Raw genomic sequence first — 25,243 nt, 5'->3', positions numbered from 1 at the left:
ATATTGAAATGAAAATTTTTATACATAGATATCCTGTTAAAGAAAATGAGTTAACCGGTATAGGAGATGAGATAGTTTTTATTACTATTGATAGAAATAAAAATTTAATTAATGGGAAACAGAATATCTCAGCATTATTTACAAAAGATTTTTCTTTACCAACATTAATTAGGTTATGTAGAGAACTTTGTTTAAAGTATGATATAGAATCAATTAATACTATTTGTGAAGAGGATATGCAATGGGTAGGATTTTTAAATGATTATTTCTTTAGACAAGACTCTAAATTTTTTGAAAATACCATTTTTAGAGATAAATATGTAATGAGAAGTGTTCTTGATGGTATTGTACCTCAACCCCAATTTAGTCTCATTGAATCATTAGAGGATATCCACAATTTTATTCGAAATTGTACAATTGATAAATTTATTATTAAACCTAGGTTTGGTGCTGCATCTGTTGGAATCTTAACATTTACTAGAAGTGAGAGTGAAACTTTTGATTTTTCAAGTTATATTTCTGGTTCGTTTATCATTGAAGAAATGACTGATATGAAATTCATGGTTACAGCCGATGGATACTCGAAAAAGGGCGAGATAAAAAGATATTTTAATCATGAGTATTCTGTTCTTGAATTAGATGCAAAAGATAATAAAAAAAATCAATATGTGCGAACTTCAAAATTATACAATAAAAATTTAAGATCTATACAAGAAAAAATTTTTGAAGAGAGTAAAAAAATTCTACAGGTTGTATCATTTAATGAGGAAATTACACCGTTTCATTTTGAATGGTTTTATTCACCAGAGACTCAAGAAATATTATTTTGTGAAGTTGGTAGACGATTCGGCGGAGGTGAAATTCCAAGACTCATTAAAAATGCCTTTGATGTTGATATATTGGAAGAATATTGGAGTATTTCTTCAAAGAAAGTTAGCATTGATAATATGATTACATTAAACTATACTAACATTCTGTCTCCTTTAAAAATTTCGGCAGCTTATTTTTCTGTAAAAAAAGAAGGAAAGTTAGTGAATAAACCTGATAGATCTAAATTTTCTTTTACAGATATGACCTGGAGATTCTCGAAAATTGGGGATGTTAAAGAAGGAAAGTTAGAATCAGTAGCAGAGTCAGATTTTTTATCTATTATTACTGCTGAGAATGAATCTGATTTTATCGATAAGATTAAAATTCTAGATAATATTTCTGAAGATTATAAATATGTCAAAATATAAGTGAAAATCATTTAAATATTATTATAGAATAACTGATTGGTGGAATACTTACTAACAAATGTACATGATATGGCATAAGATGTCCTTCGATAATTTTAACACCTTTATAACTACACAAACGATGAAATATTTCGCCTAAACTACTTCGATATTGATTATGGATCACTATTGGTCTATGCTTAGGGAGGAAAACAATGTGATACTTACAGTGCTATTTTGTGTGTGATAAACTATGAGTCTTTTGTGCCATATTTTTCTCTTTTCGCTTTACAATTGGCTTGAACACCTTTATTATATCGTGTTCAGAGTTTTTTGGTATAATCTTCGACGCGTACCCGCATATTAAACTGCACCCCAAAAGTTAGACAGAAAAATCTAACTTTTGGGGTGCAGTTTAATATGCGGGTGGTTTTTTTCTCGAACATAGCGGAGCAAGATGGACTAATAGTAACATAACAACTAACCTCTATGCCTAATCTGATGGCATAAAGATTTTTTAATTGTTGGACATTCGTCACAAAGTTCGTATTTTCCTTCTTCCACTTCTAAACGCACTATACGAAAAGAAAGTTCATAGAGTGCTACAGGGTTTTGTTTTTGACTTGTTTCTGGAAGAAAATTAAAAGTAGAATTGTATGGAAAAAATGATAGTCATTGGGGAAATCATGATAAAGTTTTTTGAGTTGCTTGGTTTGTTTTCGTGATAATTTGAGAGAAAGTTTTGATTAAAACACTCCGTATTTGAAAAGTTGGAGGAGGAAGACATGGATTATTTCCCATCTCGAATACGGATGATATAAAGCCATCCTTTTTCTTGAAAATGAGCCATGAGATTGTAACTTTCATAGCTTCTATTCATGATAACAAGAGCTTTCTCGAAAGGGAGAAGCCTCTATCATCTGAATCAGAGCTTGAGCATGTTTGTCTTGAATAGAAACATCTCTATACACTCCAGCCGTCAAGTCGTATAGGGCATTTATATGTATGAAATTATAGGATTTAACATCCGTTTTGGTTTGGATAGAGGTTTCTGTATCCATGGGATTTAGAGGAATACAGATATCACTCACATATGCAGCGAATATTGGAAAATCAGTATTAAGTGGAATAGGTGCTGTAAATTCTTTAAAAAGGTCATAGAAAGCCTCAGGTTTTATTTGATAGCGTCTTTGAATAAAGGCTGAATTTGAAACTGTCAGTTTGGCATCTAGTAATTCTTTTGACAGTGATTTCTCGCCCATTCCCAAAATTGTACGAATCATGGTTCCTAGTGTTAAACTTCTTTTACAAGTAAAGGCCTGTTCATCTTGTTTGACGAACTCAACTTTTTGACCAAGGATACTCTTAATACTATTATTCAAGTGGGTTTTTATCTGTTTTATCATGGGACATACCTCCTTAACTATAGTTTATCACATAAAAAAGAAACCCAAATACAGAATTGTATTTGAATTTCTTAACTTAATGAAATTGGATAGCGAATATCCCTTTTTATTTTTCTCAAATTCAGATTTTTGGATAGATTAGTAGATGATGAGACAAAATATTTTTGAAAAGATAAAAAGACAAATGAGCAAAATGACGTTTGTCTTCATTCTGACACTATCATCAGATAATGTTATTTTTTTTGTTATCATTATAAAATTGTCTAGCAATTTCCTTAACATAATTTTCATATTTTGCTGGAATTTCTGCATTTAAAATATAGTTTTGATAATTAAAACTTTCATCAATTGGGTATTCACTATTTACTAAACTCATAAAATCAAGTATTCTTCTTTTTTCAGTATCAGATTCAATATGATTTTTAAAAGTATCGATCTGAGATAAAGAGTTGTTACAATCATCATTAATGAGATGGTGTTTTTCGTGAAGAAGGATATTTATTTTTTCAATATCAGTTGTATTGGAACTAAGGAAAATAAAGTGTTTGTTATTTGCAAGTACATATCTCCCCTTACAGGATAAGTTGTCAAGGATGATAACTTGGCAGTTTAATTGCTCAATCTCTTTTATAACTTTATTTAGATTCATACTTATTTTTTATTTGCGAAGTAATCTTTCAGATAATTTTTGATGATTTCTCGGTCGTCATCTGTGATAGGCGTACCATCGAAAGCGACTGAATTATCAATAGCAGTATCTAAATCAATATCCGAATCAGGTTCAGGAAAATCAGTTTTCCCTAAAAGGTAGTCAGTTGAAACGTTGAAAAAATCTGCAAGTTTCTGAAGATTTTCTGCTGATGGTTTTCTTAGCCCTTTCTCCCACTGGGCATAACTTTGGGGTGAAGTTTGGAAGTGGTTTGCAACCTCTTTTTGAGTGAGTTTATTGTTCAGTCGAATTTCTTTTAATCTATCTTTAAATTCCATAATAAGTACCGTAATAAGAAATAATAAAATAATTTTACAAAAGCCTTGACAATGTAATCATTTGATTATATAATAGTCTATGTAATCAAATGATTACATTTTTCTGTGATGATTGACCTTTGAAAATTTAATAAAAAAACGTGTCAGGCAATGATTTACACTGACCAAACACGATTAATAAATGTAGCAATTTAATTATAAGTGATTTCTGGTTAAAAGTCAAGACTGTTAGTAGCTCTAGGTTTTATATCTACTAGTCATTTCATATGATCACGTTGGGTTTTTAGTCCTTTCGCCTTAGTAGATAAGTAAAGGGAACTGACGGCTGAAAACAGTCAATGATACTTCGTAGAAGGTAGCTAGAGAGAGATAGTGAAGTCTATATGTCGTATGGTCGGTATGTGGGAGTTGAGTAATTAACTTGTGCTAATGCCTTTAGGTAAGAAAGAGGGGATATTGAGTTATTCTTAAATTCGTGACTTTGGCGAAGGTAGTAGGCTTAGAAGCTGAAAATATGCGAAGACATGAGCATATAAATAACCAGGAATCAGTAAAGACATTAGAGAAAAGTCTTTACTGATTAGAAAATTAACAATAAGTTTTATTGTTAGTTTTCACAAGAGAATATACTTGTATTCTTTTATGTGAATTAACAATAGGAAATGAGGTGATAACGAGTTATTCAAAATTTATGTGCAAGGTTATATAGTTTTTAACAAGCAATGAATAAATATTTCAAAAGATAGCATACAAAAATGAATTATTATTTTTAAAGTCAGTTGGGGAACTGGCTTTTTTATTTGTAGAAAAGGAGAAAAAATGATTGTAGTAACTAAGCGATCTCGTTCCCCTTCTTGAAAGTGACGAGATTAAAAAATAAAAATATCAATAAAAGGAGAATTAAAAATAAATGTTGAAAAATCAAGAATTTAAGGCTTACGGTTCTATTCGTAAGATGAAATCTGGTGGTGCTTGTGGAGTTATCCTTGCACTTGCAATGTTGGGAATGTCTTTCTCTTCAACTGTAACTGCTGATGAGGTAAATGTGAATACCCCTGTAGCTGTAGAAAAGAAAACAGAAGTAGAAGTACCTATTTCACACGACAATCTTGACAAAGCTGTAGCAGAAGCTAAAGACGCAGGTGTAAAGGTTGAAGTTGGAGCTGTTCAAGACAAAGGTGTTGCAACTTCTGAAACAGTCGCAGAAAAGAAAAAAGAAATTGAAGCTGATTATGCGAAGCAAGAAGCAGAAGTTAAAAAAACAACTACTGACTACACAAATGCTAAAACTAACAATGAAGCCGAGCGCAAGGCGATTGAAGCAGAAAATAAGCGTATCGTAAAGGATAACGCTGAAAAAGAAGCTACCTACAACAAAGCTGTAGCAGATCAAAAAGCCTACAATGAAAAGGTTGAAAAGGATAACGCTGATCTAAAAGATGACTATGACAAAAAGCAAGCAAAATATGAAGACGACCTTGCTAAGTACAACAAAGAAAAAGAAGAACTAGCCAAAAAGGGAGTAAAAGCTGAAAAACCTCATATCACGGTTTATGGCGATTATGACGAAAGCCAACGTGGAAGCGTCAACTATTACAAAAAACTGACTGCTTCATTTGAAGGGCTAGAAGGATTGATGAATGTCAAAGACTATATTGGACTTCATACCGATTCAACTATCTCAGGTAGTCGTAAAGATCTTATCGTTAAAGGCAAAGGCTTGTTAGGGCAAGTTCATGATCCAAAAGCAGGCGATTCTTTCACGATTCATAACGTTGCTGAAAACGATAAAGGGGAAAAAATCTCTGCTAAGTTCACTTTGAATAAAGTTGAACAAGAATGGGTTGAAAATGGGCAACCATTGACAGACACAAAAATTAAAATTTATGAATACGACAAAGACGGTTCTATCAATTTTGGTTTTTGGAACTTAGTTGAGTTCAATCCTAAAATTGAGTTCTTCCTAGAAAAAAACAAACAAAAAGCTATCTTGACTATTGCTTCAATGTTGAATGACATTGACTACGGACAAGAGTTGCGTTTGGCTTATGAAGATGGAACAGAAGGTATTGTCCTCAATCCAAAAGGTTCAGACGTTAATAAAGTTAAGCGTGATGGCAAGGACTACTACAAAGGAGAATACAAGACAGCTTGGACTTCTGATGTTCCTGACCTTGGTGTAAAGGCAGGCGACCTTGGCTATGCTAACGTCCTAGATGAAGCTGATATTCCCCGTGGTTCAATCCTCTCAGTAGGCTATGGTTCTACATTAAATCTTTCTTACCACAACGGAGTAGGGAAACACTCACAATCTGAAATTGATTATGTTCGTAAAAGAGCTAAAAATAAAGCTATTGCAGAAGATAAGCCTGTTCCAACTGACAAAGAAATTTTTGAATCTGAAAACTGGGCTGTTGGATTGTTTGGTAAAGCAAGTGCAACTGTTCCTGTAACAATCTTGACTACACCACCTACAAAACCTAACTACGAGCCAAAAGACACTAAGGAAATTCCTAAACCTAAATTGGAAAAACCAAAAGAATTGCCTGAGCGTCCTGTAGCTCCTAAAGTAAAAGTTAACTACTCACGCTTACGTGTGAAACCATCAACTCCAAAACCTGTGAAGGCTATCAAAGATAACTACGCAAACAACATTGATGGTGCAAACACATTTGATAAAAATGTGAAATTCAGTTTGACAACTGACTACAAACCATATTCAACATTTATTACTGAATCTAAAACTTATGGTAAAACATGGGCTATGGCAGATGACGTACAAGATGGTGCATACAAGGTAGATGACAGCAAAATCACTATGAAGGATTCTACTGGTAAAGACGTTAAAGCGCTCTTTAATATGTACCATGTTCTTTCTGAAAAACAACGTACAAAAGAAATTCAAAACATTTTGAAAGAAGCTGGTTTGAACCCTAAAGGCGAGTTTTACCTTTGGGTAGCGAAAGATTCTGCTTCATTCTATCAAAACTACGTTAAACAAGCTAAGAATATCACGATTGACCTTCCTGCACGTTTGCTTGTAGAAAAAGGACAAATTGTTAAAAATGATTTCCATCAAATTGACTTTGGTAATGGCTTTGTTTCTAACTTGGTAACAGTTCAAATTCCTGACTTGAAACCTGAAAAACACGCTGTGGATCACAAAGATAACTCTAAGGTGCGTGATGGTCAAGAAATCCAAATTGGCGAGTATCTACGTTACCTCTTGGACGGTGTGGCTGTACCTTCTCAGCACGATACTCTTTACCAGTATGACGGTATTGATATGCTTGACTTGAAGCATGACAGATACACAGGCAACTGGTCTGGTGTCATTCGTGGTTCAGAATACCTTGCTGAAAAAGACTTAGTTCTTCCTTATGATGTCGTCTTGGCTGACGGTAAAGTGGTTAAGGCAGGAGATCAGATTGTGAAAGGTTCTGCTTATGCTTTTAAATTTGAATTGGATCAAAGTACAAACTCTGACTTTATCAAGAAGATTGTTAAAGTAACATGGAATGAAAAAGACGGTAAGTGGGTTTACACTATTGATAAAGAGTTCCTAAACTCTCTAGGAGTACAAGGTACGTTTGATGCTGATTTCTATATCGAAGTTGAGCGTATCGCAAGTGGAGAAGTTGAAAATAGATTTGTCAATATTGTCAACGGTCAAGAGATGGAAGCTAAAGTAGTGACTCATACTCCTGAAGTTCCTAATTCTCCTGAATTACCTAAACTACCTAAGCCAGTTAAACCGACTGAGCCATCTAACCCAGTTATACCATCCAAGTCAGTTGAATCAGTTAAACAAGAGCAATCTGTAGAATTGAAAGAGTTGCCAAATACAGGTACAGATTCAAGTTCTCTTGGATTGATAGGTGCTAGTATTTTATATGTGCTTGGTTTAGCTGGTCTTAAACGTAAAAAAAAATAGTGAAAATTGTGTTGTTGGGCGATAATAGAACAGGATTATCGTCCTTTTTGTTTTGTTTAAAAATGTAAATAGAAAAGGAAAATAAGAAATGAACATTGAAAACTTTAAATTCAATCCTGAAGCGATTGGGAAGGCTAACTATGTACGCTCTGAAAAAGCACCAGCTATTATTGAAGGTAAACCTTTTGAGGGTACACGACATATTGTGATGAATGGGAAGCACGGTATGTTCTCAATTATCACTCCAAAAGATATGGCTACATATCAAGTAAATGAGGAAGTTGAACCTATTGATCCAATTTTCCTAGAAGATTATGTTGAAGGACCGAATTTCTCTGCTTCAACAAATGTATTGGCTAAAGGACTTAAACGTGTAGGAGGTAATAAATAATGGCTAAAAACGGACTAGAACTTGGAAATCGTGTAGAAATTTTTTCAAAAAAATATCGTATTTTGAATGATTTGTTGTTAAATCCAAAGGAAGTTTTGGGGAATTGTAAATTTATTAAGAATGAAGGGGCACAGTTTGTAAATATTGATCTTGAAACAGGAGAAGGTGATTATGATGGTGTTGAAGTTCTAGTATATTCTGAAGGACAAGAAGACACTGTATTCTTGAAAGTAACTGAACAATCAGAAGAAGAAATTGATGCTTTAAATCTGGGATATCAAGAAACTATTGATTTTGATACGTTGTTGATCGCATATCATGGTATGCGTAAGGCTGATCGAAATCAAGTTGAACCTAATAAACACCGATTCGTATTTGTAGTTGATAAGCTAAAAAAAACTGCTGCCAAACCTAAACAGGATCAAAAGCAGGAACAGAAACAAGAACATAAAGGATAATTGCTAAAGGAGAAAAGATATGGGTTTATTTCCTGCGTATAGGGGAATTAAGATTAAGCCTTACATGGTGAATCTTAGATACTTTATCTTTTCTTTTTTCTTTTTGATATTTAGTCCTGTACTTGGATTCTATGTGTATCAAAATTTTGAAAAAATCAAGAATTTGGATATATCATCAATTGTTATCTCTGTGATCCTGTTGATTGTATTTGTTGTTTTAAGTATCTATTTAACATGGTTTTCACAAGAAAGAATATTCCTATTTCAAAAGTTGGAAAGACTATCTAAACTGGCTTTCTTTTTGAAAGAAAATGGATATTCTTATACAAAAAAGGTGAAAAGAGATTCAGGTACGATTGATAAAGTTGTGTTTCCTGTTGTTTACTTGAAACAGAATCGTTATGATTTAGATGTAGCCTTTAAAATGGCTGGAAATAGGTTTCAGGAAAAATTTAAAAAGATTGCTAGTGAACTTGAAACAACCTTTTTCATGGACTTTATGGAAGTTCAGGACGATATTAAGTTTAAGACTTATAAACTTGCCTATTCTGCATTTTTGAATCGGATCAAGGTAACTGATGTCAACTATTCGGATAAAGGTATTCAATTGATGAAGAATCTTTATTGGAATCCTATTGATGATCCTCATTTGTTGGTTGTTGGTGGTACTGGTGGTGGTAAAACAGTATTATTGAGAACTTTGATTCGTGCAATGGCTAAAGTTGGTGTAGTGGATATAGGTGATCCAAAACAAGCTGACTTTGTGACTATGGCAGAACAAAGAGCTTTTGAAGGTCGTATCTCTTATGAAGCAGAAGATATAGTTTCTATGATAGAAAGAGCAGTAGAAATTATGTTTGCACGTTATTCTTATATGCGCAAGGAACGTGCAGAACATGGTGATAAGGATTTGAAGAAGTTTTATGAGTATGGCTTAGAGCCATATTTCTTAGTTTGTGATGAGTATAATGCCTTGTGTGCCATGCTTGATTTTCAAACAAGACAGCGTTTAGACAATGCTATGGGGCAATTCTTACTTTTAGGAAGGCAAGCTGGTTGTTTTGGTGTAATAGCTATGCAGAAACCTTCGAGAGAAGATTTAGGCTCTAAACTTCAAGCGAACATTAACTTTCGTATTTCTGTTGGTCGATTGGACGAGGTAGGTTATGACCTAGCATTTGGGGAAATCAATAGGAACAAGGAATTTAAGTATGTGAAATATCTTGCTGGTAAGCGTGTTTATGGTCGTGGTTATGCTTGTGTCTATGGAGAAGTAGCGAGAGAATTTTATTCACCATTACTTGAAAGAAAATTATCATTTTATGATGAATATGAAAAGATAGATAGACGAGAAAATCCTTTCAATCCTTTAGAGAATCCTAGAGCTGGATTGTCTGAAGAAGAAAAACAAGTATTACAGGAAGAAATGCAAGCTAAAGAAGAATTGCAAAAAGGACAAGTTAAAAAAGTTAGTTCTGAAATGGTGCAAGACTTGATGGCTAGTAAAAAAGAAATAAAGAGAGATGAAAATGATCTTGTTAAAGCAAGTGATGTATCTATGGACATTGGAGTTAGTTTCTCCTCGGTTCAAAATTTATTGAAGAAGTTAGAAGAACTAGGAAAAATTACGATTATGAGGGAAGATGGAATAATTGTGATGAATCAGGAACAGGTTCTTTTAGTTAGAGATTTGTTTGAGTTGAAAAAGTCAAGAACTCAGAAATGGTCTGATATTTTGGAAAATTATCCATTTGATGAATACGAACTATGAGAATAGGGGAGATACCCCTTTTTCTTTGTTAAAAGGTAGTTGGTATAGTCCAGCTCTCTAGTAGCTAGTAGCAGAAGTGAGGAAGCGAAGCGACGAACGCCTGCGCTCACTAGCGCTCACTAGAGGGCTGGACTATACTAATTAACCCACCTATTCTAATAGGTGGGTAACAAAAGTTACAAAATGCACTTTAGACTTACAGCGACAAGGGATAGAGGTGTGTCCCTTTAGTGATTTTTTGTGTCCCTTTTGGTAAAAAATGGAGTTTTGAAGGAGAAATGGAAGGAAAAAACTTAAAAAAATTTAGAAAAGAACGAAATATGACAAGAAAAGAGTTGTCATTAAAGACTGGTATCCCTGTTTCTACCCTAAAAGCCTATGAAAATGGGTATAGAACATTGAAAAAGGAAGATTTCATGGAAATAAAAAATCAGTTCAGTTTAAAAAACGGTGATACTGATCTAACAAGATACATGATTGACTATTTCAGATTTACGCTTCACAATGAAACAGATGTATACTTTGTGGCAAAAGAATTTTTCGGATTTGATGTTATGCTTCGACCTGAAACAACTTCATTTATGAAATATGAACTGTTGTATCGTTATGGTGATATTTGGTTCTTCGGCTTTAATTCTTGCTTTAGTGAAAATGGAGAGGATAAAAATAGGATTACGGTTCAATTAAGTGGTCAAGGCTGTCGTCAATTAGAAATGTATCTTGAAAATAGTAACCTAACGTGGACTGACTTTATAAAAAGGTTTCAGAAGTGTTATGGAGGTGATTTTAGTGTAACTCGAATAGATATTGCAGTTGATGAAATGGCAATGGAGGATACGAAGGAGAATTTTGATTTGTCAACACTAGTGAATAGATACTATCAACAAGAGATTGTATCACCTTATTTGAAGAGCTTTTCATTTGTCGGTGGTGGAGGATTTGATTTTGAAAATCCATTTGAATCAGAAAATAGGCAAGGCTTATCAATCTATCTTGGTAGTCGTCAATCTGAAATGTATTTTAACTTTTATGAAAAGAGATACGAGATAGCAAAGAAAGAAGGAATTAGCGTATCAGATAGTGTCAGACTGTTTAGGATATGGAATCGCTACGAAGTTCGTTTTTCGCAAGGAAAAGCTAGGGCATTTGTTTCAGAAGTCTTAGCTGGTAGTGAGATTGCAGAATTAACGAGGTCAATTTTTCAAGGAGCGATACAAATCTATGATGGTACTGATGAACAAGGTTTTAGAAAGTATGATAGCAAGTGGCAACAACTTTTCGGAAATCATGAAGCAGTCAGACTAACAGTTAGCCCTGAACCTTATTCAGTGGAAAGGACGATTAGATGGTTGGTAGAAAGGGTTTCTAATTCATTATTATTTGTGTCTGAGATTGATCGAATGTTCATGCAAGAGAATATGAAAAAGATAATGGCTTCAGGAGAACTTACACCTAGACAGCGAAAAGAATTAGAGTTTCTTCAAAATCAGTTAGGGAAGACAGAATGATTGAATATAAAGACATTGAAAAACTTGTATATTTGATTCCTGCAAGAAATTTTTATGATGGTTTGACAGATAGTAAGGTAGCAAGAGGTTATCAAGCCCATATTGAGTTTCAATCTCAGAAATATCATAAAACTAAAAAAAAGAACGATTGGATTGAATTGAAACGATTGATTACTGAATACGAATCATATTTGGCAAATCAAGTTGATGTGAAACGAAAACTATTATGGTTTGGATTGTTGAGAAGGAGTAAAGAAGAAATGGAAAATGAATGTTTGAATTTGATTCATCGATTTCATTTAGAGGGGTGGATTTAAGAAGGCGAAAATTTTTAATCTTATAAAGGAGTTATAGTTTACATTGTAAAAAGGAATTGTTTTCAAACTTATACTCGAACTATTTATGGACACCATATTATCACTTTGATATAATTAAAGTAGTTTTATAATAGAGAAAAATGGCCTTTAATTTAAAAATGATAATAAAAATGCCAGTACAATTGTTTGGAGGAAAAATGTTAAAATGACGACAATAACTGATATAAAAAATCGGATACAGACACTCTCTCCAGCTAATTTCCAAGAGTTTTGTGATTGTTTAATATACAAAAATGGATATGGGAAAGTTCATGGTTATGGAATGAAGGCAGGAACAGGAAAAACAACTATCGGGAACCCTGATTCCTATTTTAGAAAAGATAACGGTAAATATGTATTTGTTGCTTATACAACACAACAGAATAATATCTATGCCAAAATAAAAGAAGATATTGATAAGTGTCTTGATAAATCAAAAACAAAACTTTCCATCACAGATATTGATGAAATAATTTGTTGTCACACATCATCAAATCTTAGTGCAGGGGATGATAAAAATTTACATGAGTATTGTGCAAATAAGGGAATTTCTCTAACTATATGGGGAATAGACGAAATTGCTAATCAAATTTTTAATAATTTTCGATCATTGATACGTGAACTAGGATTAAGCATCGATACAAATCAGATTATGGATGTTGATAGTTTTGTGAGTATTTATGATGCGAATGAAATGCTAGCTCCTCTTAGTACACAATTCCAATTTAGAGAAAGTGAAAAGAAAGAAATTTTAACTTCACTGTATGATAATGAGATTACAATTGTTACAGGTAAATCTGGTGTTGGAAAAACAAGGTTAGTTTTAGAAACAGTTCGTATATTTTCACTACAAGAAAATTATATACTTTTATGTGTAAAAAATAATAGTCTAGGATTGTATGACGATTTGATTTCTGTGACAGAAAAACCTGGTAAGTATTTATTTTTTGTGGATGATGCTAATGAATTAGCGGAGCTTAATCTTATATTAGAGTATATAACAAAAATTCTAAAAGGATATGAAGTCAAAATAATTTTGACAGTTAGGGACTATGTAAAGTGTGAGGTAATTAAAAAAGCTCGACTATTTGCTTTGCCAAAAGTTGTTGAACTTTTCTCTTTTTCAGATAAGGAAATTGAATGTTTTTTAAATAAAAATTTAAATATTTTTAATATTGACTATATAAAACAAATTATTCGCATAGCCGAAGGGAATCCTAGAATAGCATATATGGCTGGAAAGCTAGCTATAAAAAACCAAAATCTAGCATCCATTCAAAATGCATCCGATATTTATGATCAGTATTATCGAAAATATGTAGATTATTCTTTTGGGGGAGATGAAGGATTATGTATTACAGCGGGTATTCTATCAATCATAAATTGTGTTTTGTTAACTGATTTATCTCCACTGGAAGAATTGCTAAATATGTACGATATGAGCACAGAGATGTTTGAGAAAAAAGTAAGACAATTATATTCTTTAGAATTTGTTGAGATTCAATTGGAACAGTTAGCTACTTTATCAGATCAGTGTTTATCAAATTACTTGCTTTATTACATTTTTTTCAAAAAAAGAACGATGCGATTATCTACTGTATTAGAAATAGGCTATAAAAATTTTCGTAGTGGTGTAATCAATGCATTGCATACAATACTTAATCTGTTTGAATCGCCAGAAACAAGAGAATTTTGTGGTGATGAAATTAGAAAAGTTTGGAAAAAATTACAAAATGATTCAGATTCAAATTACTATCAGTTTGTACAAGACTTTCATGTCTTTAATCCAGAAGAAGCATTTCTTTTAGCAAAATATAAAATAGAAAATATAGAGAAAGAGGAGTTTAATGTCATTGATATTCATTATACCGACAAAATATATTGTAGAGAAGAATCTGTTTTAAAATTACTGGTAGGATATCGATATAGTGAGTTTTTAGATTATGTTATGGAGTTGCTTTTAGCATATGCAAATAGAGGAAAAAATTACCTAATTTCTGGAATAGAATGGCTAAAAAATGAATACGGCTTGCAGCATAATGATTATAAATATGGCTATTATACTCAAGTAAAGATAAGTGAATATTTACTAGAACAAGTAAGAAAGGAAGATAATACAGCAGAATTTATTGCTTTACAATGGGCTAAATACTCATTAGACTTTATTTTTCATTATTCAGAAGAAGGAAGAGGAGATGAATTTAAATTTTATACAATTGAGTTAATTGATTCAGAAAGACTTGAAGAATATAGGAAAAAATGTTGGAAAATTTTAATACATCTTGCAGAGAAAACTAAATGGAGAGCTAGGATATTATCTTTCATTAAATTATACTCAGTTAATATTTACAAAAATGTCGATGATGATATCATTTCTACAGACTATATTTATATCGATCAGCTTTTTACGCTTTTGAATTCAAAACAAATAAGATTCTGTCAAGTAGTGGAAAGAATAATATTTAAAGTCAAGAATATAGGGATTCAATCATCATTAGTTAAAAAATGGGATAGAATTTATACAGGATCAGAATGGGAGTTATACCAGATTTTAAATAAAGACTTCATTGTATCTGGACTAGACTATGAGGAACATATAAAAGAAAGAGACAGAAAAATTATTGAGTATGGAAATAGAGTAAACATAACAGAAGTTAGTAAATTAATCCAGACTATGAGTAATATTTTATCTGAACCATTAGAATCAACAGAGTTGTTTCATTTATCTAGAGGTTTAGAACAAATGATTCTGCAATTTAATGAACCTATTTTGAAACAATTTTTCAAAGATTTTATGATATATGGAAGCAATATTTCTATTAATCCTAGTATTGTATTAGATAAATTAAACAATAAAGATGATTACATAGAGATATTAAAGACAATAAAATCTATAGACTTTCCACAAAAAAATGAATGGTTGTATAGTTATTTTGAAACTCTTTCACCTTCAAAAGTTGATAATAAAATGTTAAAAGAATTTTTGACATTTTTAAAGGATGATTCAGCTACAAAATTCACATCATCATGTTATAGGAATTTAAGAATATTAGATAAGTTTATAGTTATTGAACCTAATATATATCCAATTGCAACTTCTATTATATATGATAAACAAAATGATTTTATTTCAAAAATTTATTTTTCTATCTTATTCCATGAGGAGGAATATTCGCCTTCAGAACTTTTGAGCTTGTATGAAAGTGATATTGAATTATTGAAACAGGTCTATTTCTTTATAATTAACAAGACTAGTAGTGATTTTGATGGTACATTTTTGATTGAATTTTTAAAATTTGACTCTAGATGGCTAGAACGATATTCAAAAATTTTTTGGGAAAGCGAAGGTAACTTTAAGGACTATCTTCATAATAAAAATAAAGCTTTATGGAAATCTGATAAATTTCTGGAATATTATGATTATATATTTTATCACTTTCCTAAAGATAAAATGTATAGCTGGAGAGTAGTCAGTACTTTGAAAAAAGAATTTTCTGATAGAGAAGATGATATTGTCAATAATCAAATAAAGTGGATTGAACACATTATTAGAACTAACAATGCAAATGATAAAATTATTTTAATTTTTGACATTATATGTGAGTTAGATGACGAAATAAGAAAGATAGCAATTCAAACTTTATTAGAGATTAATAGTGATTTTAAAGTGTTTAAAAAGATAAGATTAATCCCTAGGAGTTGGAGTGGAACAGGAAGTTTTATTCCTGCATATAGAAAACAAATAAACTTTCTTGAATCTTTATATCCATTAATTTCTGGGATTCAATTTCTGGAACATAGATCAAAAATAAAATTAGAAATCGAATACCTTAAAGAAAGAATTAGTGAAGAAGAAATTCGTAGTATATATAAGAAATTTAAGTAAGTATAAAAAGAATGTTGAGTTATCATCATTCTTTTTTTTAGAAATACTATTTGATTCAAAATTCATCAAGACTTTTAAAGGTTTTTGGACTTACAAATTTTTATATTAAATGATTGGAGAAAACAAATGAAAGTTAAAAAACGTTCGCCTGCATAGTTGCTGGATAATGTAAATTATAGAGAAAAAATGAGGTATAAAAAAATGGTATTACAAGGAAAAGATAAGCAAGTTATTGAATTGTCAAACGAACTTGCTAAAAAATTGAAAACAAAAGAATTTGATTTAGCGTGGAAGTATGCTGGTGAATTAAGTTCACTTCTTAAAAATGATGAAGAATTGCAACTACCGTATCAAGTTATTGAGTGTATCAAGCGTGATTTGAATAGTTACTATGATATGAATAAGCAACTGAACAAGGTAACAACTCGTGCCTTTGCGATTGGTAGTAGCTTTGAGTGTTCAGCTTCAATTTAGTTAAAATGATGAAGGAAGTCAAGTTTGGCTTCCTTTTAGTTTGGAAGGAGAAAAAATGAGTATTAAAGTTGTATATGATAACTATTCTGATGTCTGTAAACATTATGTTTATGGAAAAAAGTTACTTGATGAACCTGAGAAAATTATTGATCGGTTAGATGAACATTTTGACGGTGTGGAGTTTGGACAATTTGATGGTTGTAACCCTGATAATGTATATGTCAATTCGTTTACAGAAGTTGATACGCAGGAAGCATTGATTGATTTTGTTGGTATTTTGGATCATGGGGAATATGAACAGTTAGTGAATGAAGATCGTTTGTCTGCTTATGTAGAGGAACATGAAGAAGAAATTGCTAGTCGTTTAGGAGATTCCTATGTGTTTCTCGGTCACGAAGGCGATAGCTGGTACTTCTTGCAATAGAAAATGACTGGTACTGAATATGGCTTCAAGAGTTTTAATTAAGAATCCAAAGAATCGAAGGCAAGCATGGTTTGTTTTGCCTTTGTATTTTGGAAGGCTATCTCATATTGGTTTGACTGGCTCTTATGATGAAGAAATTCAAATTGTTGATTATGAGGGTACTTCATTTATTGGTTACGGTCTATTTACTGTTGCTGATTTGGAACAGTTAAATAGACAAGAAGAAGGTTGATTAAGGAAGGAGAAAAAATGGATTTATTAGCTTTAGTTGTTTATAAAGGAATCGCTAGACGAGTCCTGTTACCATGTTCAAGTGAAGAAGTAGGTGAACGATTTGGCTATGAAGGTGAAGAAATTGAAGTTACTATTGATTCTATTGAGGGTTTACCTACTTTGAATTGTGAAGGTTTAACTTTAGATTTAGCGAATGAACTTGCTGAAAATTTGGAAGATGTAGATGAAGATTTGGTTCAATCATTTATTGAATCAGAAACTTCTGATCCATCGTACTTGGCAAGTGTAGATTTTGATGATTGTTTCTTATATCCTGATGTAGATACGGATAGAGAGTTAGGTGAATATCTTGTTGAGGAACTTGGTGTAGAACTATCTAAGGAAAAATTGCTTCAATATTTAGACCATGAAAAATTGGGTCGTGATGTTCGCTTAGAAGAAGGTGGTAGTTTTGTAGATAAAGGTTATTTTGTATCAAGATGATAGCAAATATAAGAGTTTTAAGAGAAGGGAATTTTGAATTTCTCTGTGAACTAGATATTATGAAGTACAGTCAAGAACAAGTCCTTGAAAGAATAAATGAAAGAGGGATTGATAAAGACAACTTTTTTATTTGTGGGATTTCTGATTGGAAAGTAGATAAAATCATGTCGCTGGACGAGGTTTATTTGCTGAAGAAAGTAGTATTGGAATTGTATGATGGTGATGAATACATTGTAAAATTTCAATTACAGCGTTATATTTCTGTGACAAAAATTGCAACGACTTATTATAGATTTTGTTCTAAAGATGAAGTTGATACAATTTTTGAATTGACGAAAGAGTTAGATTATAAATCGGTTATTGATTATTTCTTTAAGTGTGGAAATTGGGTGACAGTATTTCAAGGATTTATAGAGCAGGGAGAAATTTTAAATACTCCTATTGGCTTCTACAAGAAAGTTAATTTGTAAATATAGAAAGGAAAAAATGAGAAATTTATATTTAAAGAAGCCAAGAAAAGAAAAGCAAATAAAAATGAAACAGATAAGTCAGAAAAAATCGAATCATATTTTTTTAGCAGGTTTATCTGTTTTTGTTCTTTTCTGTGGTTTAACAATGTTTGTTTCTTTAAGGACAAGTTCAAAAATGTTGGATAGATTGACAAATTCACCAGTTGTCGAATCCAAAAAAGAAACAGATCGTAAGTTGGAACAGTTCTTAGATGGATTTGTGAGTAGATATTTTACCTATAATTCACAAAATGGCTCTAGTGAAGATGATGTAGCGAAGTTAAATGAATACTATGGAAGTATTCCTGAAGTTAAGAATCAAGGTCAATCGAAGCAGGAAATGTCGGTAGTTAGCGCTCGTATGTTACTTGCTAAAGACGGTATAGCTGTATATCGTATTGTTTATGATACAAAAAAAGATGACAAGAATCAGCGTGTAGGTATTGAATTTTCAATTCCATACGGAGAAAAGGACGGTAAATACTATGTAGCTGGTTTACCTTGGTTCTCCCCTGTAAGTGATTTTAAGGCTGATGGTGTAGAAAAAGAGACTCATTTAGCATTACTTGATAATAATGAAATTGAGGAAGGCAAAAGAAAGAAATTAGTTTCATTCTTAGAATTGTTCTTTAAAAATTACACAACTAGCCAAGCGAATTTAGATTTGATTTCTAAAGATATTAAGTCTATTGGTGGTGCAACATTTAAGAGTTTAGATTATACCTACTTTAAAGAAAAAGATGGGAAAATCTTGGCTTATGCTCAGATTACTTTAGAGGTGGCTGGCTCAACTCATAGCGAGAATTTTAGCTTTGAGTTAAGAGAAGATAAAGATAGTTATTTTGTAGAAAAGATGGATCATACAATTCCATTAGATTACAACAAGAAAGAAGAAAAAGGAGAATAAGATAGATGGCATTGTTTAGTTTTTTAGTTTCTAAGTTTGGTATTCCAGCAGTAGCATTCTTTGCAGGAATGAAAGCATTGAAAGCATGGAAGGAGCAACAGTTAGGAAAACTAGTTGTCATTATTTTGGTAGCTGGATTCATTGTTTTCTTTTTAGAAAATCCTGAAACAGTTTTAAATGCAACTAAACCTATTTGGTCAAAATTGATTGAAGTAGTTAAGTAGGAATGAAGAATGGAAAGAAAAGACAAGAAGCTGTATGTCTATACAACAGCATTTAGACAGCCTGTTTGGGTGCATAAATTAAATGAAGAATTTAGTTTACCATTTGCAATTAAAATGTCTGCGATTGTCTATTGCCTAGTGATTTTAGTGTTAGCGTGGTTTTTACTAGGCTTTATTCCTTCTCTTGATTGGGGTTGGCGCTTTATGGCTTCTGCATTTGCTGGTTGGAAACTTGGAAATTTGTTAGCTGATTATAAGCTAGATGGAAAGACACTATTTAGATTTATTTATGAGTATTTGATTTTTTGGAAGGAATACGATAGTCAGCGAAAGAAAATATATATTTGTAAAGGAATAAAATATGAGAAAGTGAGAAGTATAAAACGTGGAATTATCAAATAATATTTGGTCGGTTGCTGATGGTTTGATTCTGTTAAAAGATGGAACGGTTTTATCTGTATTTGAAATTGAATCACAAGTTGTCAATACGATTGAAGAAATGAAAAAGGAGACTAGTAAGGATGTTGTTTATAATTGTTTAGCTAGTTTGGCAGAGTACAATGATTTAAGTATTCATAGTTTACATATTGATTTAGAATTAGCTAAGAAAATTGCTTTGTTATCACAAGATATTGAGCAAGGTCAAGGGACAAGTCCTTTAGGAAATTATATTGTATCTACAATGAAGTCACGATTGGAAGAAGAAGTAAGCTATCTCTTTGAGTATAAGCATTATTTTGTAGTTCCTTTGAAGTCAGTTAATGTAACCTCGGACTTTAAACTAACTGTTGAACAGACGATAGAAACTTATCGCAAAAGTGTGATGAAAATGGTTGGTTTTGAAGAATTACCAAAAGTCGATTGGTGGAAGGATTGGCAAAATCAGAAAGATGTGATTCAAACTAAAATTCATGCTTTGAATGTGACAGAAGTTTCAAAAGCTGATTTAGAATTATTGAATCGACTTCATTTTCTTTGTGGGCAAACCTATGATAAAGAAAGTGAGCTGATTGCACTTGAAAATTCGATTGAGAATGTAGATGAAACAATTATTGAAGTTGTTGATGGGAATGCTTTGAAATTGACCAATGGTCAGGAAACAAGTTATGTAGCGACAATTCCTGTTGTTTCATATCCCAAAAATGTATCTTATCTTCATCTACAAGAAGAACTCCAAAATCTTGAATTTCCTGTTGATAGTATGTATAAAATCCGTTTTTCAACTCAAAAAGGTTTTTTCTCACTTTTATCTAGAGCAAGAAACAAACGTAAGAATCTTGGGAATACGGTAAATGAAACAGCAGAAAACGATGATGTTCAAAAGATTGAAGTTTTGGAAAGCCATGAGTTGTTAGAAGATTTTCAGGAGAAACATGACAATAAAGAATTGATGATTACATATCTTCATACTTTGACCATTACAGCAGACAGTTTGGAAGAATTGAATCTTAAATTTGATATTCTGTTTGCACGATTGAAAGAATTGGAAGTAGAAGTTGTCAAGGCTGTTGCAGATCGAATCTATCTATTTTATAAGAGTCGATTGACAGAAATTCTTGATAATAAAAAGGAATCATTTCTTCAATATGGAAGTCTACGTGGACTTTGTGAGAACTTAATGTTTACGACTAAGAAGGTTGGAACAGAAATTGGTTTTCCTATTGGTCGTGTTGATAATGAGATTTCTTCATGGTATGGAGATTTTCAAAAAGCTCTTGATTCAAGTACAAACATTGTATTTTCAAATTTATTACAAGCGAATAAAGTAGGGGTAAAAGGTAAGGAAACAAGCAATCCTCATACAGCTATAACTGGTTCAACTGGGAATGGTAAGTCATTCTTAACTAAGTTATTATTTACCTATCATTCTTTATTGAAAACAAGAGTATTGTATATTGATCCAAAAGCAGAAATGAAAAGACAATATTTAACTGTGTTATCAGAATTGGAAAAAAATGATGAATTTTATGAACTTCAAGAATATATCAAGTCAATCAATTTTGTGACTTTGAATATGAAAGATAAGAATAATAGAGGTGTTCTTGATCCATTCTCATTCTTACAAGATGAAGCTGAACTGACAGAGTTAGCAACTGTACTTGTAGGCTCTGTATTGGATAAAGATACCTATATCAAGGTTCAACCACACTTGTTAGATTCGATTGACAAAGTGATTGAACGAAGGAAAGCTGGTGAGAAAGTCGGTATGTTACAAGTCTTTGATGAATTAGAGAAAAATTCAAAAGAAGATGTTGAAACTGCTGGATATTTCTTAAAAAGAATTTCAAGAAATTCTTTATTGTCACTTTGTTTTTCTGATGGAAGCCAAAATGTTCTGAATGTTGATAATAAAATTACAATCGTTGAAATTACTGGTTTGGATATGCCAAAAGGTACAGATAAAGATGAAATGACTGAAAGTCAATTAAGAAGTTTGACTGTCATGTATTCTTTAACCTATTTCTGTGCGATTTTTGGTGAACGTGAAAAGGACAAGGAAACAATGTTATTCCTTGACGAAGCATGGCAGATTATGTCAACTCCTGCTGGAAGGCAGGTAGTGAATAGAATTAAGCGTACTGGACGATCATTCAATAATTTCTTAGTGCTGGTAACTCAATCAGTAAGAGATTTGAAAACAAGTGAAGATGGAACTGGATTTGGTACAGTATTTGCTTTTCCTGAAAATTCAGAAACAGAAGCTATTTTGAAACATTTGCGTGTAGAAGATAATGATTCTTCACGTTCTTGGCTTGAAAATCAAACAATGGGTCAATGTATCTATTATGATACGTTTGGAAGAAAAGAGCGCATTACAGTAGATGGTACACTTTATCCTATTTTAATGAAATTATTTGAAACAGTAGAAACAGAATTAGTTGCTGTATAGGGGGAGGAATATGAGAAAAAATATTTTACTAGTGTTTATTTGTTCTTTCTTTCTTCTTCCTGCTTTTGTAAAAGCTGATTCTGTTAAAGATATTCTTCCAAAAAATAACTTTGATATTATTGAATTTGATAGGAACACGAATAAGCCTAAACTGGTTGATTCTTCTGATAATGCTAAAAAAATATTAGATAAGGTTAAGAAAGAAGCTGAGGAAAAAGAGAATCAAAAGAAAAAGGAAGCAGAAAATAGCAAACTGACTTATGAGAATTATAAGTCTAAGATGTCTGATTTAACAAGTAAAGTTTACTTTGATAAAAAGTTTTTTGGATTTGATTCCAATGTCAATTATTTCTTTAATTCTCTAGTTCAGTCTGTTTTTTGGCTTGGGAAACTTGTTTTCTATGTAGATGCACAAGTTTATATTGTTGTTGAAGGAATGAGTGATGTTAGTGGATTGTTGAATGAAACTGTAAATAATTCTAGTAAAGTATTTTCTTCTTTGTTTAGTCGAGAAATTATTTATTTGGTTGGTGCAAGTATGGCAGTTTATTTACTGTATTTATTTGCGACTGGAAAAGGTAGTTTCTTCAAAACATTGATAAAAATGTTATTGATTTATACTTGTATTGGAGTTTATTTTATTCAACTTAATGTCAATGGTCAAAATAAGTATTTGATAACTCATGTCTATGATAGCTTTAGAACAACAACAATTACTTTGAATGGGGAAATTACAAAAACTTTAACTGGTGAAAGTAAAAATGGAGTGGAAACATATTTTTCTGAAACTTTGTTGAAGGGATATAAGTATATGAATTCTCCTGTAAAAGAAGATGGTTCATTTCTTCTTTCTGAAAAAGAATTTGAAGATTTAGCTGGTTATAAGCAAGGTGATGGAGATCATTTAGTTGGCGATAAAAAAGTCAAGGATCTTGCAAAAGATAAAGATCCTGAAAATAAGATGTTGAAAAATGAGTGGGGCTTAAAATTTATGTATGTCTTTGCTTCTGATGTCGATATTATTGTGATGGGAACGATTTATTTATTGTTAGGTTTGTCACGATTCTTCTTTTTAATCGTTTTTATCTTTTTGATCGTATTGTTACCATTTATCCTTCTTCTAAGTCTGTTTCCTAAGATGGAGCATTTATTGATTGGATTTAATAAAAAAGGAATATCAATGCTTGCTTTATCATCAATTATGCTTTTAGCAACTAGTATATTTTCATTCTTTTACAATACTTTAACTGAATTCATCTCTACTGCTGTAGGTGGTGATTTACTAGTTACAGTCTTTTTAAAAGGTGTATTATTGTTTCTAATGTGGAAGTATAGACATTCGCTTTTATCAGCATTTTCAAGAGTAACCAATAGTCCTATTGGTAAGATTGGTCGAGAAATAAGCAATTCTCAGTCTGTTCAAAAACTGAAAGAAAGATTGTCAAAAACAGGTAAGACTGGTTTGAAAGCAGGTGGAAATGGACTCAAAGTTGGTGGACAGTTTGCTAAAGGTGGATTGAAGATGGGTAAAGATAAGTTGAGTGAAAATCTTAAAACTTTACGAAAACAAAGTCCATTGGTGGAAAAGGTTGCTGAAAAAGGTGATGTGATTAAGAATCGAATGAATTCGATTAAGGAACATAAAAATAGTTCAGTCAATGCTTTAAAAGAAAAAGGAAATAATGCTTTAGCTAAACTCTATGGAGTACGAGCCAATGCCTTTAAAGAAGGAAGATCTGAACGGAATGTTTTAGAAGAGAAACAGAAATCAAGAAATAAACAAGCAAAAAAATATGCTGGTCAGAAAAAGGCTTCTCGTGAGTCAATTCAACGGTTGAAGGAAGAACGGTTGAAGAAAGGTCAGAAGCCATTTAAAGAGAATAAGGAAGTTTCAGTGAAACAGAAAATGCAGACTCAAAAAACGTTCAACCCTAAAGCTATGGGAAGGAGAAAAACAGTTGTAAAAAATCCTAAAAATGAGGAAAAAACCTCTAAGGTATTTAGAAGTAAGCAAACCAAAAAATTGAAAGCTAAAAAAAGGAAAAAGGTTGAAATTTAATGGGTAACAAAACAGCGAAACACTTTGGATTCTTTTTCGTAAGTCTTATACCTACGCTTTTAGTGATTCTCTTAATTCTTCTAAGCGTTATCGGAGTTGTTTCTGCTGGTGGCTCATCAGGTAGTACGACTGGAAAGAGAACACGATTAACAGCGCAAGAGGTGGCTCAAAAGGCAAATATTTCTGTTGAAAGAGCAGAAGATGTCATTAAGATTTTAAACTGGCAACTCTCTAAGGAGAAATTTACTTTAGAGGGTGCTAGTGGTTCACTTGCCAATGCTGAAAGAGAAAGTGACTTTGATCCTAAACTAACGAATCCATCAGGTGGGGTTGCAGGTTACTTTCAATGGTCAGGCTGGGACGGTAACACAATCAATGGTGATCGCTGGAGAAATGCTAGTTCTCGTACTTTAGATAGTACGGTGGAACTGGAATTGATGTCTTATGAGTTGAATCATGGCTATAAAAAAGTCAAAGACTATATGCAGAAAGCGACTGATCCTTTTGAAAGTGCAAAATATTGGTCTGAACATTATGAAGGTGTCTCACTTTCAGACGGTCAGACAAAATTAGAGAAGCTGGAAAAGGATAGTAAGAAGTGGTATGAAGTCTTTAAAGGTACGATTGAATCTGATGGTTCGTCAGGTGGGAGTGCAATAGCTGGTAGTTTAGATATTGCTCCTGGAGTTGTTGCTATGGATATACCTAGTGGATATTCGATTGATAAAGAAATAACAAAAGAAGGTTATATTACTCAGTCTTATCCGTATGGGGAATGTACATGGTATGTATTTAATCGTGCTAAAGAATTTGGAATTCATTTTGATCCATATATGGGCAATGGTCAAGACTGGGCGCATAAGTCAGGCTATGAGGTTTCAAACACTCCTAGCAAACATTCTGCTGTTAGTTTTCAAGGAAGGCAGGCAGGTGGTCATCCAACGTATGGTCACGTTGCCTTTGTCGAAGATGTCAAAGATGATGGCTCAATCTTGATTTCAGAATGTAACTTTGTTCAAAGTGGACAAGGAACTGGAATAACAAACTATCGTGTATTTGGTGCTGATGAAGCAAGAAATTTTTATTATGTTATTGGAAAATAAAGAAAAAAAGAGGAAAAAAGAA

Annotated in this window: 22 protein-coding genes and 1 pseudogene; 19 read left to right on the top strand and 4 right to left on the bottom strand. The window is 32.2% G+C overall.

Features of this window, described 5'->3' with window-relative positions:
• Positions 1 to 8: 8 nt before the first annotated feature.
• Positions 9 to 1,238 carry an acetyl-CoA carboxylase biotin carboxylase subunit family protein gene (locus EII37_RS06700; RefSeq protein WP_124788035.1) on the top strand — a complete coding sequence of 410 codons (1,230 nt, stop codon included), beginning with the start codon at positions 9 to 11 and terminating at the stop codon, positions 1,236 to 1,238.
• Between the two features lie 37 nt (positions 1,239 to 1,275).
• Here the strand turns inward: EII37_RS06700 and EII37_RS06695 are convergent.
• From EII37_RS06695 to EII37_RS06680, 4 genes and pseudogenes are all read right to left on the bottom strand, one after another.
• Positions 1,276 to 1,434: pseudogene (locus EII37_RS06695) on the bottom strand (transposase); the annotation flags it as partial.
• A gap of 655 nt (positions 1,435 to 2,089) precedes the next feature.
• A complete protein-coding gene (locus EII37_RS06690) occupies positions 2,090 to 2,623 on the bottom strand; it encodes a hypothetical protein (RefSeq protein WP_124788034.1) in 534 nt (177 codons plus the stop codon).
• A 223-nt stretch (positions 2,624 to 2,846) separates the two neighbouring features.
• Positions 2,847 to 3,272 (bottom strand): ImmA/IrrE family metallo-endopeptidase, encoded by a 426-nt coding sequence (locus EII37_RS06685; RefSeq protein WP_124788033.1) that lies wholly within the window; start codon positions 3,270 to 3,272, stop codon positions 2,847 to 2,849.
• Positions 3,273 to 3,274: 2 nt separating this feature from the next.
• Positions 3,275 to 3,610 (bottom strand): helix-turn-helix domain-containing protein, encoded by a 336-nt coding sequence (locus EII37_RS06680; protein ID WP_049504171.1) that lies wholly within the window; start codon positions 3,608 to 3,610, stop codon positions 3,275 to 3,277.
• A gap of 910 nt (positions 3,611 to 4,520) precedes the next feature.
• Between EII37_RS06680 and EII37_RS06675 the strand changes: the two genes are divergently transcribed.
• From EII37_RS06675 to EII37_RS06590, 18 genes are all read left to right on the top strand, one after another.
• Positions 4,521 to 7,544, top strand: coding sequence for an SspB-related isopeptide-forming adhesin (locus EII37_RS06675; RefSeq protein ID WP_124788032.1), 3,024 nt, complete (start codon positions 4,521 to 4,523; stop codon positions 7,542 to 7,544).
• Positions 7,545 to 7,632: 88 nt separating this feature from the next.
• The gene (locus EII37_RS06670) at positions 7,633 to 7,935 is read left to right on the top strand and encodes a hypothetical protein (RefSeq protein WP_001019589.1); all 303 of its coding nucleotides are present in this window, start codon (positions 7,633 to 7,635) and stop codon (positions 7,933 to 7,935) included.
• Positions 7,935 to 8,393, top strand: coding sequence for a hypothetical protein (locus EII37_RS06665; RefSeq protein ID WP_124788031.1), 459 nt, complete (start codon positions 7,935 to 7,937; stop codon positions 8,391 to 8,393). Before EII37_RS06670 ends, EII37_RS06665 begins: the two co-directional genes overlap by 1 nt.
• A gap of 19 nt (positions 8,394 to 8,412) precedes the next feature.
• Complete coding sequence (locus EII37_RS06660) at positions 8,413 to 10,164, top strand: FtsK/SpoIIIE domain-containing protein (protein ID WP_124788030.1); 1,752 nt, start codon at positions 8,413 to 8,415, stop codon at positions 10,162 to 10,164.
• Positions 10,165 to 10,442: 278 nt separating this feature from the next.
• A complete protein-coding gene (locus tag EII37_RS06655; protein ID WP_124788029.1) occupies positions 10,443 to 11,672 on the top strand; it encodes a replication initiation factor domain-containing protein in 1,230 nt (409 codons plus the stop codon).
• Entirely contained in the window at positions 11,669 to 11,989 is a 321-nt protein-coding gene (locus EII37_RS06650; protein WP_124788028.1) for a hypothetical protein, read from the top strand. The genes EII37_RS06655 and EII37_RS06650 overlap by 4 nt, the downstream gene beginning before the upstream one ends.
• Before the next feature lie 205 nt (positions 11,990 to 12,194).
• Positions 12,195 to 15,914: a hypothetical protein gene (locus tag EII37_RS06645; protein ID WP_124788027.1), complete on the top strand. Its 3,720-nt coding sequence runs from the start codon at positions 12,195 to 12,197 to the stop codon at positions 15,912 to 15,914.
• Positions 15,915 to 16,115: 201 nt separating this feature from the next.
• A complete protein-coding gene (locus tag EII37_RS06640) occupies positions 16,116 to 16,388 on the top strand; it encodes a hypothetical protein (RefSeq protein ID WP_124788026.1) in 273 nt (90 codons plus the stop codon).
• Between the two features lie 55 nt (positions 16,389 to 16,443).
• Positions 16,444 to 16,812, top strand: coding sequence for a hypothetical protein (locus EII37_RS06635; protein ID WP_124788025.1), 369 nt, complete (start codon positions 16,444 to 16,446; stop codon positions 16,810 to 16,812).
• 19 nt (positions 16,813 to 16,831) lie between these two features.
• A complete protein-coding gene (locus EII37_RS06630) occupies positions 16,832 to 17,044 on the top strand; it encodes a hypothetical protein (protein ID WP_124788024.1) in 213 nt (70 codons plus the stop codon).
• A 17-nt stretch (positions 17,045 to 17,061) separates the two neighbouring features.
• A complete protein-coding gene (locus EII37_RS06625) occupies positions 17,062 to 17,529 on the top strand; it encodes an antirestriction protein ArdA (RefSeq protein WP_124788023.1) in 468 nt (155 codons plus the stop codon).
• The gene (locus EII37_RS06620) at positions 17,526 to 17,999 is read left to right on the top strand and encodes a hypothetical protein (RefSeq protein WP_124788022.1); all 474 of its coding nucleotides are present in this window, start codon (positions 17,526 to 17,528) and stop codon (positions 17,997 to 17,999) included. Before EII37_RS06625 ends, EII37_RS06620 begins: the two co-directional genes overlap by 4 nt.
• A 16-nt stretch (positions 18,000 to 18,015) precedes the next feature.
• Positions 18,016 to 18,945, top strand: coding sequence for a conjugal transfer protein (locus EII37_RS06615; protein ID WP_124788021.1), 930 nt, complete (start codon positions 18,016 to 18,018; stop codon positions 18,943 to 18,945).
• Between the two features lie 5 nt (positions 18,946 to 18,950).
• Entirely contained in the window at positions 18,951 to 19,169 is a 219-nt protein-coding gene (locus tag EII37_RS06610; RefSeq protein WP_124788020.1) for a TcpD family membrane protein, read from the top strand.
• Positions 19,170 to 19,178: 9 nt separating this feature from the next.
• A complete protein-coding gene (locus EII37_RS06605) occupies positions 19,179 to 19,571 on the top strand; it encodes a TcpE family conjugal transfer membrane protein (RefSeq protein ID WP_124788019.1) in 393 nt (130 codons plus the stop codon).
• On the top strand, positions 19,555 to 22,059 hold the full coding sequence (locus tag EII37_RS06600; RefSeq protein WP_124788018.1) for an ATP-binding protein: 2,505 nt from the start codon (positions 19,555 to 19,557) through the stop codon (positions 22,057 to 22,059). The genes EII37_RS06605 and EII37_RS06600 overlap by 17 nt, the downstream gene beginning before the upstream one ends.
• Before the next feature lie 10 nt (positions 22,060 to 22,069).
• Positions 22,070 to 24,118: a hypothetical protein gene (locus tag EII37_RS06595; RefSeq protein ID WP_124788017.1), complete on the top strand. Its 2,049-nt coding sequence runs from the start codon at positions 22,070 to 22,072 to the stop codon at positions 24,116 to 24,118.
• Positions 24,118 to 25,221, top strand: a complete 1,104-nt coding sequence (locus EII37_RS06590) for a phage tail tip lysozyme (RefSeq protein ID WP_124788016.1) — start codon at positions 24,118 to 24,120, stop codon at positions 25,219 to 25,221. Before EII37_RS06595 ends, EII37_RS06590 begins: the two co-directional genes overlap by 1 nt.
• Positions 25,222 to 25,243: the final 22 nt, after the last annotated feature.

It is taken from the genome of Streptococcus sp. OH4692_COT-348, from assembly GCF_003859975.1.
Taxonomy (GTDB): Bacteria; Bacillota; Bacilli; order Lactobacillales; family Streptococcaceae; genus Streptococcus.
This window is presented reverse-complemented; position numbering and strand designations above follow the sequence as displayed.